This window comes from Streptomyces sp. NPDC059695, assembly GCF_042733785.1.
GTDB lineage: Bacteria > Actinomycetota > Actinomycetes > Streptomycetales > Streptomycetaceae > Streptomyces.
Genome location: NZ_JBHWFF010000014.1, coordinates 177,168 through 189,717 on the forward strand (window position 1 = coordinate 177,168; position 12,550 = coordinate 189,717).

Sequence of the window (12,550 nt, forward strand, 5' to 3'; positions counted from 1 at the left end):
TGCGCCCTTGACGTCGAGCGGGGCCGCCCAGCCAGCCAACGGAAGCACGGGAAGAGATGTCCGCACCCAATAAGTCGTACGACCCGGTTGAGGTCGAGGCACTGAAACCGGAAGAGATCGAGCGCATGCGGGACGAGGCGCTCGCCGCCTTCGCCGCCGCGGGCGACCTCGACGCGCTCGCGCACGCGAAGACGGCGCACACCGGTGGCACCTCGCCGCTGGCGCTCGCCAACCGGGAGATCGGCGCCCTGCCTCCGCAGGCCAAGGCCGCCGCCGGAAAGCTCGTGGGCCAGGCCCGCGGCGTCGTCTCCAAGGCGCTCGCCGCCCGGCAGACCGAGCTGGAGGCCGAGCGCGACGCGCGCGTCCTCGTGGAGGAGGCCGTCGACGTCACCCTGCCGTACGACCGCGTCCCGGCCGGTGCCCGCCACCCGCTGACCACGCTCATGGAGCGCGTCTCCGACGTGTTCGTCTCCATGGGGTACGAGGTCGCCGAGGGCCCCGAGGTCGAGGCGGAGTGGTTCAACTTCGACGCCCTGAACTTCGTCCCGGACCACCCGGCCCGGCAGATGCAGGACACGTTCTTCGTCCAGGGCCCCGAGGGCACCACCGGCGACGAGTCCGGCGTCGTGCTCCGTACGCACACCTCGCCGGTCCAGGCCCGCACGCTCATCGACCGGGAGCCGCCGGTCTACGTCGTGTGCCCCGGCCGCGTCTACCGCACGGACGAGCTCGACGCCACGCACACCCCGGTCTTCCACCAGATCGAGCTGCTCGCCGTCGACGAGGGCCTGACCATGGCCGACCTCAAGGGCACCCTGGACCACATGGTCCAGGCGCTCTTCGGCCCGGACATGAAGACCCGGCTGCGGCCGAACTTCTTCCCCTTCACCGAGCCGTCCGCCGAGATGGACATGCTCTGCTACGTCTGCCGCGGCGAGTCCGTCGGCAACCCGGACCGTCCCTGCCGCACCTGCGGCAGCGAGGGCTGGATCGAGCTCGGCGGCTGCGGCATGGTCAACCCGAAGGTGCTGACCGCCTGCGGCGTGGACCCCGAGAAGTACAGCGGATTCGCCTTCGGGTTCGGCATCGAGCGGATGCTGATGTTCCGCCACAACGTCGACGACATGCGAGACATGGTCGAGGGTGACGTCCGTTTCACCCGGCCTTTCGGGATGGAGATCTGATGCGGGTCCCGCTTTCTTGGCTGCGGGAGTACGTCGACCTGCCGGCGACGGAGACCGGCCGCGACGTCCAGGCCAAGCTCATTTCGGCAGGCCTCGAGGTCGAGACCGTCGAGCGGCTCGGCGCCGGCCTGACCGGCCCGCTGGTGGTCGGCAAGGTCCTCACCATCGAGGAGCTGACGGACTTCAAGAAGCCGATCCGCTTCTGCACCGTCGACGTCGGCCAGGCCAACGGCACCGGTGAGCCCCAGGAGATCATCTGCGGCGCCCGGAACTTCGCCGAGGGCGACAAGGTCGTCGTGGCCCTGCCCGGCGCCGTGCTCCCCGGAGACTTCCGGATCGCCGAGCGCAAGACGTACGGCCGCGTCTCCCGGGGCATGATCTGCTCCGGCGACGAGCTCGGCATGGGCGACGACGGCACGCACGGCATCATCGTGCTCCCGCCGGAGCACGAGATCGGCACCGACGCCACGGTCCTCCTGGAGCTGTTCGACGAGGTCCTCGACATCGCCGTCACCCCGGACCGCGGCTACTGCCTCTCGATGCGCGGCGTCGCCCGTGAGACGGCCACCGCCTACGGCCTGCCGCTGCGCGACCCGGCGCTCCTCGACGTGCCCGCGCCGAACTCGTACGGCTACCCGGTCCAGATCACCGACCCGCTCGGCTGCGACCGCTTCACCGCGCGCACCGTCGTCGGCCTGGCGCCCGAGGCCCGCTCCCCGATCTGGCTGCAGCGCCGCCTCCAGAAGGCCGGCATGCGCTCGATCTCGCTGGCCGTCGACATCACCAACTACGTGATGCTGGAGCTCGGCCAGCCGATCCACGCCTACGACCGCACCCGGCTCGACGGCCCCATCGGGGTCCGCCGTGCCGAGGCCGGTGAGAAGATCACCACGCTCGACGGCACCGTGCGCGTCCTGGACGCCGCGGACCTGGTCATCACCGACAACCGCGGCCCGATCGGCATCGCGGGCGTCATGGGCGGGGCCAACACGGAGATCGCCGACCCGGTGACCGACCCGGAGACCGGGATCGTCACCGGCAGCTCCGAGGTCGTCATCGAGGCCGCGCACTTCGACGCGATCTCGATCGCCCGCACGGCCCGCCGCCACAAGCTGTCCTCCGAGGCGTCCAAGCGCTTCGAGCGCGGGGTCGACCCGCAGGCCGCCGCCGCTGCCGCGCAGCGCTGCGTCGACCTGCTGGTGCTCCTCGCGGGCGGCACCGCCGAGGCCGGGGTCACCGAGGTCGCGGCCCCGTCCGCGCCCCGGACGATCGCCATGCCGGCGAACCACCCGGACAAGGTCGCGGGAGTCGACTACGGCCGCGAGACCGTCGTCCGCCGCCTCCAGGAGGTCGGCTGCGACGTCTACGGCCAGGACGAGCTCGTCGTCACCGTGCCCTCGTGGCGCCCCGACCTCAACGTGCCGAACGACCTCGCCGAAGAGGTCATCCGGCTGGAGGGCTACGAGAACCTGCCCTCCACGCTGCCGAAGCCCCCGGCCGGCCGCGGGCTCACCGAGCGCCAGCGCGTCCACCGCCGGGTGGGCCGCGCCCTGGCCGGCGCCGGCTACGTCGAGGCCCTGAACTACCCGTTCATCGGCGAGCAGGCCCTCGACCAGCTCGGTCTCGACGCGGACGACGCCCGTCGCCGCCTCGTGAAGCTGGTCAACCCGCTCTCCGACGAGGAGCCCGCGCTCCGTACGACGCTGCTCCCCGGTCTGCTCGGCGCGCTCCGCCGCAACGACAGCCGCGGCAGCCACGACCTGGCGCTCTTCGAGACCGGCCTGGTCTTCCGGCCGGGCGACCAGCCGGGCGTCGCCGTCCGCCTGGGCGTCGACCGCCGTCCCACCGACGAGGAGATCGCCCGCGTCAACGCCGCGCTGCCCGCGCAGCCGCGCCGCGCCGCCGTCGTCCTCGCCGGTGCGCGCGAGCAGGCCGGCTGGTGGGGCAAGGGCCGCCCGTCCGACTGGGCGGACGCGATCGAGGCCGGCCGGACCGTGGCCGCCGAGGCCGGGGTCGAGCTGATCATCAGCGCCGACCAGCACGCGCCCTGGCACCCCGGCCGCTGCGCCGCGTTCCACGTCGAGGTGGACGGCGAGAAGGTCCTCGTCGGCCACGCCGGCGAGCTCCACCCGCGCGTGGTGAAGGCGTTCGGCTTGCCGGCCCGCGCCTGCGCGATGGAGATCGACCTGGACCTCCTGGAGAAGGCGAACGAGGGTCCCCTGAAGGCCCCCCGGATCTCCTCCTTCCCGGTCGCCACCCAGGACGTCGCCCTGGTCGTCGCCGCCGGAGTCCCGGCCGCCGACGTCGAGGCCGCCCTCACCGAGGGCGCGGGCGCACTCCTGGAGTCCATCCGGCTGTTCGACGTCTACACCGGCGACCAGGTCGGCGAGGACAGCAAGTCCCTCGCGTACGCGCTGAAGTTCCGCGCCGAGGACCGGACGCTGACGGTCGACGAGGCCAGCGCGGCCCGTGACGCCGCGGTGGCCCTGGCCGCCGAGCGCACGGGCGCCGTCCTGCGCGGCGCCTGACCGGCACCGAGCAGCACGTCCGGCAGGACCAGGAGGGCCGCCCCGGGGATTCCCGGGGCGGCCCTCCGCCGTGTGCGGGGCCGACCCCACCTCCACCGGACGGGGGCACGTACGCCCGTACGGGATCCGGGTGCCCGTGCGCGTGGCGAAGCCCTGGCGGAGGGCGGCGCGCCAGGGGTGCTCACTCCTTCGGGTGAGATTGCCGAGGGGTGTTCCGGGGCGGACCTCGCGGTCGGCAGAATCGACGCGGCCACAGGGGCGGACCTGTGGGCCGCAGGGCCTTCGGGCGCTGTCGGGGCTCGGGAAGGGCCGTGCATGATCCGTACCAGGTCGTTGCTCGCCGATGGCTCCCGGCTCCGCCGGCTGGCCCCGCTCGCTCTTCCCGCCGCGTGGGGCGCCGTGGCCGTGGCGTGGAGGTTCGGCTGTCCACTGGCCCGACAGCCGGGACTGCCCATGCGGATCGCCACCAGTGTCGTCTTCCTCACGGTCGGCATCGGCCTGGTGCTGGGCCTCCGGCACGGGCTCGTACGGGAACTGGAGCAGGTCCGGGCCGTCGCGGCGGCCACGCAGCGGGTCCTGCTTCGCCCGCCGCCGGCCCGGCTCGACGGCCTCACGCTGGCCGCGGGGCAGCTGTCCGCCTCCCGGGGCGCGTCCGTCGGCGGGGACCTGTACGAGGCGGTGGCGACCCCCCACGGGGTGCGGATCGTCATCGGGGACGTGCGGGGCCACGGGCTCGCCGCGCTCGGCGCGGTGGTCGCGCTGCTCGGCAGCTTCCGCGAGGCCGCCCACGACGAGCCCGAACTCGCCGGTGTGCTGCGGAGGCTGGAGAGGGCCCTGGAGCGGCATCTGCGGGAGCGCGCGCGGGACGAGCACCCGGCGCGGGCCGGCGCGCGGCCCGAGCACCCGGTGGCGGAGGAGTTCGTCACGCTGCTGCTCGTGGAGGTCCGCTCCGACGGCCGCCTGGCCGTCCTCAACTGCGGTCACCCCGGGCCGTACCGCCTGGGGGCGACGGCGGAGCGCCTCCCGGTCGGGGACCCGCTGCCCCCGCTCGGGGTGCTGCCGCTGCCCACCGGGATCGTGCCGTACGCGGGGGCCCGGCTGCTGCCCGGCGAGACGCTGGTCCTGCACACCGACGGCGCGGAGGAGGCCCGTGACCACCGGGGCAGGTTCTTCGCGCTCGACGAGGCCCTGTCCGAGGTGCCCGGCGAGGCACCCGCCGCCCTGGTCCGCCGGGTCCACACGGCGCTGCTGCACCACACGGGCGGCCGGCTCGCCGACGACATCGCGCTGCTGGTCGTACGCAACGACCGTGTCCGGGTGCCGGCGCAGCCCGCCGAACCCGGGCTGCGCCGCCCCCGGCCCGCCCCCTCCTCCCACTGCTGAGCGGAGGGGGCCGGGACCGGCGTCGCCCGCCCCGCCACGGAGTGTCGGGCAGATCAGCGGAGCGGGCGACGCGGACCGGGCGGCCGCACTGTACGAGGGGGAGCCGGCGGCCCGGTCGTCGCCTTGCGGCGAGAAGCACAGTCAACCGGGGCCGGGACGAGCGTGGCAGAGTGCGCGGACCGGGAGAACGGGTACTTCGTTCACACCCCGTGCGAAATCGGCCGCCGCTACGCTGAGTTCACCGAGCGTGCGGAGCGGCACGCGAGCCACCGGAGCGGTCATGCAGCCCAATACCTTGCTCGACGCCCTGCTCGACGAAGCAGGCGTCTCGAACGCCGGCCTGGCCGCCCGGGTGAACCGGGCGGGCCGGACCAGGGGCCTCACCCTGCGGTACGAACACACCGCCGTGGCCCGCTGGTTGAAGGGGCAGCGGCCGCGGGGCCAGGTGCCGGACCTGATCTGCGAGGTGCTCGCCGCCCGGCTGCGCCGGCAGGTGACCCTGGACGACATCGGCCTGGGCGTGCCGGGCGGCCCGCCGGCGGCCGGATCGCCGCTGTCCGGTTTCGTGGAACGGGCGGCCGCGCTGTGGCGCTCCGACGAGCAGCAGCGGCCGCACACGGTCGCCGCCCCGGCCGTGACCGGCACCCCGGCGGTGATGCCGGTGTGGGAGTGGGAGAACCCGCCGGAGGACGTGGACGTCTCCCGTACGGGCCGGACGACGGTCTCGGCGGCCGACATCGCCGTCCTGAGCGCGGCCCGGTCGCACTACGAGCAGATGTACCGGAGGGCCGGGGGCATCGCGACCCGCGCCCGGATCGTCGGCTTCCTGAACACCGAGACCGCGCCGCTGCTCCGGGGCACGTACAGCGACGCGCTGGGAAGGCGGCTGCACCGGGCCACCGGCGGGCTCGTCGCCGTGGCGGGGATCTGCGCCTACGACGCGGACGCGCACGGCCTCGCCCAGCGCTACTTCCACCAGGCGCTGCGGCTGGCCAAGGCGAGCGGGGACCGGGGGCTGGGGGCGTACGTGATCGCGCTCCTGGTCAACCAGTCGCTGTTCATGGGGGAGTACCGGCAGGCCGTGGCGTTCGCGGAGGCGGCGCTGCGGGCGGCGGGGACGCAGATCACCCCGGCGCTCGCGGCCGATCTGACGGCGATGCAGGCGAAGGCGTACGCGCATCTGGGGGACGGGGCCGCCGCGCTGTCCTGCATCCGTCGGGCGGAGGAGGCGGCGGGGCGGATCACTCCGGGGGAGGAGCCGGCCGAGACCGGCTACGTGCAGCCGGGGTTCGTCAACGTCCAGGTGGCCGAGGCCCTGCTGGATCTGGGTGATCTCGGCGCGGCCCACGCGCACGCGTCGGAGGCGGTCGGGGCGCCCTCGCACGACCGGGGCCGGGTGCACCGGCTCGCCATGCTGTGCCAGATCGAGCTGCGGCAGGGGGAGGCCGACCGGGCGGCGCGCACGGCGGTGGAGATGACGGAGCGGGCGCGGGGGATGGAGTCGCGGCGGCTGCGGGAGCGGCTGACGCAGGTGCGGGAGCGTCTCCTGGCGAGCGGCGGCGGGGACGCCCGGGAGGCCGCCGCTCTCATCGACGGGGCGCTGCGCGTTCCCCTGTGAGCCGTCGACTGCTGCGATATTGCCACCAAACAAGCACCGACCGATCGGAAGGTGGCAAGAAAGTGCAGTGGACGAAACTGAGCGAACGCTCCGTCTATGAGAACCGCTGGTTCCGGGTGAACCTCGCGGACGTCGAACTCCCCGACGGCCGCCACCTCGACCACTATCTGATCCGGCTCCGCCCGGTCGCCGTCGCGACGGCCGTCAACGAGGCCGACGAAGTCCTGATGCTCTGGCGCCATCGCTTCATCACCGACAGCTGGGGCTGGGAGCTGGCCGCCGGCGTCGTCGAGGACGGCGAGGACATCGAGGCCGCCGCCGCCCGCGAGATGGAGGAGGAGACCGGCTGGCGGCCGGGGCCGCTGCGGCATCTCCTCACCGTCGAACCCTCCAACGGCCTCACCGACGCCCGTCACCACCTCTACTGGGCGGAACGCGCGACGTACACCGGACCGCCCGAGGACGCCTTCGAGTCCTCGCGGCGGGCCTGGGTCCCGCTGAAGCAGATCCCCGACATGATCGGCCGGGGCGAGATCCCGGCGGCGAACATGGCCGCCGGGCTGCTGATGCTCCACCATCTGCGCCTCGGCTGAGGCGCGGGGGCACCTGTGCCGGACGGCCCGTGCCTGTGCGGGGGTACGGGCCGTCCGGCCGGAGCCGCGGCGTCAGGGGTCGGACGCCGGACTCCGGGTCTGGGGGGTGCCGGGTCCTCAGGCGTACGGGTAGAAGCCCGAGCCCGTCTTCCGGCCGAGCCGGCCCGCGTCCACCATGCGCTGGAGCAGCGGGGGAGCGGCGTACAGCGGCTCCTTGAACTCGGAGTACATCGAGTCGGCGATGGACGCGATGGTGTCCAGGCCGATCAGGTCGGAGAGCTTCAGCGGACCCATCGGGTGGGCGCAGCCGAACTCCATGCCGTTGTCGATGTCCTCGCGGCTCGCGATGCCCGACTCGAACATCCGGATCGCCGAGAGGAGGTACGGCACGAGCAGCGCGTTGACCACGAAGCCGGAGCGGTCCTGGGCGCGGATCGCGTGCTTGCCGAGCACCTTCTCCGCGAAGGCCTGGGCGCGGCTGATCGTGCCCTCGGAGGTGGTGAGGGCCGGGATCAGCTCGACGAGCTTCTGCACCGGGGCCGGGTTGAAGAAGTGGATGCCGATGACCTGGTCGGGGCGGGAGGTCGCCACGGCCAGCTTCACCAGCGGGATGGAGGAGGTGTTGGAGGCCAGGATGGCGTCCGGGCGGGTCACCACCTGGTCGAGGACCTGGAAGATCTCGGTCTTGACCTGCTCGTTCTCGACGACCGCCTCGATGACGAGGTCGCGGTCGGCGAACTCGCCGAGGTCGGTGGTGAAGCTGAGACGGGCGAGCGTCGCGTCCCGCTCCTCCTCGCTGATCTTGCCGCGTTCGGCGGCCTTGTTCAGCGAGTTGAAGAGCCGTGTGCGGCCGATCTCCAGCGCCTCGCCGGTGGTCTCGGCGACCCTCACGTCGAGCCCGCTCCGGGCACACACCTCTGCGATGCCCGCGCCCATCTGGCCGCAGCCCACCACTCCGACGCGCTCAATGTCGGCCATGGAGTCCGTCACCTCGTGCCTTTCGCTCTTCTCCGGCGGCGGGGGCCCGTGTGATTCCGGGTGCGTCCGCCTCTACCCCCACGACGTTACCGCTCATTAACCGATGATCGATCGTCCGGGGCGGGCATGCTGTCCGGGTGCGTGTGACGTATCCGACAGAAGAGGGGTACAAGTGCGGCCTATCGGCAGAAGAGGGTTCGTGGCCGGCGTCGGCGGGGCGGCGCTCGCCGTGACGGGAACGACAGCGGACCCGGCGGCCGGTGCCGCACGGCCGGGACGGGGGAGGCCGCACCGCCGGCGGGAGTTCCGGGGGATGTGGCTGGCGACCGTCGCCAACCGCGACTGGCCCTCCCGGGCCGGACTGACCGCCGAGCAGCAGCGCGCCGAGCTCCTCGGCCACCTGGACACCGCCGTCGGGCGCCGGCTCAACACGGTGGTCCTGCAGGTCAGGCCGACCGCCGACGCGCTCTGGCCCTCTCCGTACGAGCCGTGGGCGCAGTACCTGACCGGCACCCAGGGCAGGGACCCCGGCTGGAACCCGCTGGGCACGGCCGTCGAGGAGGCCCACGCCCGGGGACTCGAACTGCACGCCTGGTTCAACCCGTACCGCGTGGCGAACCACACGGACCCCGGCCGGCTCGTCGCGAGCCATCCGGCCCGGCTCCACCCGGAGTGGGTCCTGCCCTACGGCGGGAAGCTCTACTACAACCCGGGGCTGCCCGAGGTCCGGGCCTTCGTCCAGGACGCGATGCTGGACGCGGTGCGCCGCTACGACGTCGACGCCGTGCACTGGGACGACTACTTCTATCCGTACCCGGTGGCCGGGCAGGTCTTCGCCGACGACGAGGCGTACGCGCGGTACGGCGGGGACTTCCCGGACAAGGCGTCCTGGCGCCGGAGCAACACCGATCTGCTGGTCTCGGAGATGTCCGCCCGGATCCGGGCGACCGGGAGGCGCACGGCCTTCGGCATCAGCCCGTTCGGGGTCTGGCGCAACGTCGCCACCGATCCGGAGGGCTCGGACACCCGCGCCGGCGTCCAGACGTACGACGACCTCCACGCCGACACCCGGAAGTGGATCCGCGAGGGCTGGATCGACTACGTCGTCCCCCAGCTCTACTGGAACATCGGGCTGCCCGCCGCCGACTACGCCAGGCTGCTGCCCTGGTGGGACGAGGTGGTCCGGGACACCGGGGTCGGCCTCTACATCGGCGAGGCGCTCTACAAGGCGGGCGATCCCGCCCAGCCCGCGCCCTGGCAGGATCCGCGGGAGCTGTCGCGCCACCTGGACCTGGCCCGGAGGTATCCCTCCGTCGGCGGTCACTGCTGGTTCTCCGCGAAGGAGGTCGCCGCGGACCCGATCGGGGCGATGACGACCGTGGTGGCCGATCACTACCCGACCCGGGTCCGTCCGCCGAAGTAGGGAGGGCTCAGCCGGTCCCCGTCTCCGGGTGGTGGCGTACGACGGTGTCGGGGCCCGGCGACATCAGGGCCTCGTGGCCGTCGTCGTCGAACTTCACGCGGTACGGGGGAGTGCCGTTCTCCCCCAGTACCTGAAGGACCTCGGCCGTGCGGTCGTGATGACCCACGGTCCGGCCGTGTACCAGCAGCTTGTCGCCCACGCTCGCCTGCATCGGGGTGACCTCCTCGCGACCGGGCTTCTCCTGGCCTGTACTGCGCAGGGTCTCTGTCTGCCATTGTGACCCGTTCCGCCCCGGTTCGTCGCGTCAGCTCTTCGCCCGCTGGGTGACCGCGATGCAGACCAGCACCGTCACCGCGGCGACCGGGGCGGCCAGCGGCAGGGTCTCGTCGAGGAGGACGACCGACCAGAAGAGGGTGAGCAGCGGCTGGGCGAGCTGGAGCTGGCTGGCCTTGGGGATGCCGACGGCGGCCATGCCGCGGTACCAGACGTACAGGCCGAAGAAGGTGGAGCCGAGGGCCACCCACACGAGACCGATGACGCCGTGCGCGGTCAGGTGCACCGGCTCGACGGACAGCGAGACGGCCGAGGCGACCGCCGTCAGCGGCAGGCAGAGGACCAGGGCCCAGCCGATGACCTGCCACCCCGGCATGACCGCGGCGAGCCGCCCGCCCTCGGTGTATCCGGCGGCGCACACGAGCAGCGCCCCGAAGAGGTACAGGTCGCCCGTGGAGAAGGAGCCCCCGCTCTGCTGGAGCGTGAAGCCCAGCACCACCACGGCGCCGGAGACGGCCGCCATCCAGAAGGTGCGGGACGGCCGGCGCCCCGTCCGCACGGCGGCGAAGGTCGCCGTGGTCAGCGGCAGGAGGCCCACGACCACGGCGGCGTGCGAGGTGGTGGAGGTCTGCAGGGCCAGGGTGGTCAGGATCGGGAAGCCGATGACGACACCGCAGGCGACGACCGCGAGGCCCGCCCAGTGGCGGCGCTCGGGGAGCGGCACCCGGCCCGCGAGGAGGAAGGCGCCGGCGACGAGCGCGGCGAGGGTGGAGCGCACGGCCACCAGCGACCAGGGGCCGAAGCTCTCCAGGCCCCAGACGGTCGAGGGGAAGGTGAGGGAGAAGGCGATCACGCCGAGCCCGGCGAGCAGGGTGCCACGGGTCCGGGGGTCGGCGGCGGCCCGGTTCCGCGAGGCGGCGGTGCCGGTGCCGGAGACGGTCGCGCCGGTCCCGGCGGCGGCCGGGGCGGCGGTCCGAGGCGGTCCGGGAGCGGTGACCGCTATCGTCGTCGGGGTAGTAGCGCTATCCTTTGTTCTCATGCAAGAGCGTAGCAGTGTCGCGGAATTGGCGAAATCCCTGAGGGCCGAGTTGAACCGCTACTCTCCCGGTGGAAAGCTGCCATCGAGCAGGGCGCTCGTCGAGCGCTTCCACGTCTCCCCGGTCACCGTCACCCGGGCCCTCGCCCAGCTCGCCGCCGAAGGGCTCGTCGTCACCCGTCCCGGAGCCGGCGCCTTCCGCGCGGAACCCCGCACCCCCGCCCCGGTCGTCGGCGACACCTCCTGGCAGGAGGTCGCGCTCAGCGCCGACACCGCCACCGAACTCGTCCCCCGGGCCGTCGACGCCTCCGGCGTCCTCGTCACCCTCTCCGAGCCCCCGCCCGGCGTGATCGAGTTCAACGGCGGCTACCTCCACCCCTCCCTCCAGCCCGAGAGCGCCCTCGCCGCCGCTCTCGCCCGGGCCGGCCGCCGCCCCGGCGCCTGGGGCAGACCCCCCACCGACGGCCTGCCCGAACTGCGCGCGTGGTTCGCCCGCGAGATCGGCGGCAGCGTCACCGCAGCGGAGGTCCTCGTCACCGCCGGCGGCCAGTCCGCGATCAGCACCGCGCTGCGCGCCCTCGCCCCGCCCGGCACCCCCGTCCTTGTCGAGTCGCCCACCTACCCCGGCATGCTCGCCGTCGCCCGCGCGGCCGGAATCCGTCCCGTCCCCGTGCCGACCGACGCCGACGGCGTGCGCCCCGAACTCCTCGAAGCCGCGTTCCGCGCCACCGGCGCCCGCGTCTTCGTCTGCCAGCCGCTCTTCCAGAACCCCACCGGGACCGTGGTGCGCCCCGAGCGGGCCCGTGAGGTCGTCCGCATCGCCCGCGCCGCGGGCGCCTTCGTCGTCGAGGACGACTTCGCCCGCCGTCTCGTCCACGAGGACGCGGGCCCGCTCCCCGCGCCGCTCGTCGCCGAGGACCCCGACGGCGTCGTCGTCCACGTCCGCTCCCTCACCAAGATCACCTCGGCGAGCCTCCGCGTCGGCGCCCTCGCCGCCCGCGGACCCGTCCTGGAACGACTGCGCGCCATCCAGGTCGTCGACAGCTTCTTCGTCCCCCGGCCCCTCCAGGAGGCCGCGCTCGAACTCGTCGGCTCCCCGGCCTGGCCCCGCCACCTCCGCGCCGTCTGCCAGGAGCTCAGGAGCCGCCGGGAGGTCATGACGGGCGCGCTCGCCCTCCACCTCCCCGAACTCGCCCTGCCGCACATCCCCTCCGGCGGCCACCACCTCTGGCTGCGCCTCCCCGACACCCTCCCCGAGGCCTCCCTCCTCGCCGCCGGCCTGCGCGCCGGCGTCTCCGCCGCCCCCGGCCGCCCCTACTTCTGCGCCGAACCCCCCGCCGGCCACATCCGGCTGAGTTTCGCGGGTGTCGCGGGCCCCACGGAGATCGTCGAGGGCGTGCGCCGCCTGCGGACGGCGGTGGACGAACTCGCCGGGTGACCCCGGGGACCGGGCCGCCGGTGTCGCCGGGGGCGCGGGGCGCCCCCGCGCGGCGCCGGGGCAGACAGCGGGCGGAGCCCCCCGCGCCGGAGTGGG

General features: G+C 73.8%; 10 protein-coding genes. 7 read left to right on the forward strand and 3 right to left on the reverse strand.

Annotation, left to right across the window (positions count from 1 at the left end):
* The first annotated feature begins 56 nt into the window (after positions 1–56).
* The 5 genes from pheS (at position 57) to ACFV2S_RS19710 (ending at position 7,306) form a co-directional block, all read left to right on the forward strand.
* Complete coding sequence (gene pheS / locus ACFV2S_RS19690) at positions 57–1,184, forward strand: phenylalanine--tRNA ligase subunit alpha (RefSeq protein ID WP_385560333.1); 1,128 nt, start codon at positions 57–59, stop codon at positions 1,182–1,184.
* Entirely contained in the window at positions 1,184–3,712 is a 2,529-nt protein-coding gene (gene pheT / locus ACFV2S_RS19695) for a phenylalanine--tRNA ligase subunit beta (protein WP_385560336.1), read from the forward strand. Before pheS ends, pheT begins: the two co-directional genes overlap by 1 nt.
* Before the next feature lie 315 nt (positions 3,713–4,027).
* Positions 4,028–5,095, forward strand: a complete 1,068-nt coding sequence (locus ACFV2S_RS19700; RefSeq protein WP_385560339.1) for a PP2C family protein-serine/threonine phosphatase — start codon at positions 4,028–4,030, stop codon at positions 5,093–5,095.
* A 280-nt stretch (positions 5,096–5,375) separates the two neighbouring features.
* Positions 5,376–6,713, forward strand: coding sequence for a transcriptional regulator (locus ACFV2S_RS19705; protein WP_385560342.1), 1,338 nt, complete (start codon positions 5,376–5,378; stop codon positions 6,711–6,713).
* Positions 6,714–6,775: 62 nt separating this feature from the next.
* Positions 6,776–7,306 carry an NUDIX domain-containing protein gene (locus ACFV2S_RS19710; RefSeq protein WP_361393748.1) on the forward strand — a complete coding sequence of 177 codons (531 nt, stop codon included), beginning with the start codon at positions 6,776–6,778 and terminating at the stop codon, positions 7,304–7,306.
* A 117-nt stretch (positions 7,307–7,423) separates the two neighbouring features.
* Here the strand turns inward: ACFV2S_RS19710 and ACFV2S_RS19715 are convergent, their stop codons facing one another.
* Positions 7,424–8,284, reverse strand: coding sequence for a 3-hydroxybutyryl-CoA dehydrogenase (locus ACFV2S_RS19715; protein WP_383796843.1), 861 nt, complete (start codon positions 8,282–8,284; stop codon positions 7,424–7,426).
* 313 nt (positions 8,285–8,597) lie between these two features.
* On the opposite strand from ACFV2S_RS19715, the gene ACFV2S_RS19720 reads away from it, so the two are divergent.
* Entirely contained in the window at positions 8,598–9,707 is a 1,110-nt protein-coding gene (locus tag ACFV2S_RS19720) for a glycoside hydrolase family 10 protein (RefSeq protein WP_385560347.1), read from the forward strand.
* A 7-nt stretch (positions 9,708–9,714) separates the two neighbouring features.
* Here the strand turns inward: ACFV2S_RS19720 and ACFV2S_RS19725 are convergent, their stop codons facing one another.
* Both ACFV2S_RS19725 and ACFV2S_RS19730 read right to left on the reverse strand, forming a co-directional pair.
* Positions 9,715–9,918 carry a DUF1918 domain-containing protein gene (locus tag ACFV2S_RS19725; RefSeq protein ID WP_351973371.1) on the reverse strand — a complete coding sequence of 68 codons (204 nt, stop codon included), beginning with the start codon at positions 9,916–9,918 and terminating at the stop codon, positions 9,715–9,717.
* Positions 9,919–10,011: 93 nt separating this feature from the next.
* The gene (locus tag ACFV2S_RS19730) at positions 10,012–11,019 is read right to left on the reverse strand and encodes a DMT family transporter (RefSeq protein ID WP_385560351.1); all 1,008 of its coding nucleotides are present in this window, start codon (positions 11,017–11,019) and stop codon (positions 10,012–10,014) included.
* Between ACFV2S_RS19730 and ACFV2S_RS19735 the strand changes: the two genes are divergently transcribed.
* On the forward strand, positions 11,018–12,454 hold the full coding sequence (locus ACFV2S_RS19735) for a PLP-dependent aminotransferase family protein (RefSeq protein ID WP_385560354.1): 1,437 nt from the start codon (positions 11,018–11,020) through the stop codon (positions 12,452–12,454). The two genes, ACFV2S_RS19730 and ACFV2S_RS19735, sit on opposite strands and share 2 nt — an antisense overlap.
* Positions 12,455–12,550: the final 96 nt, after the last annotated feature.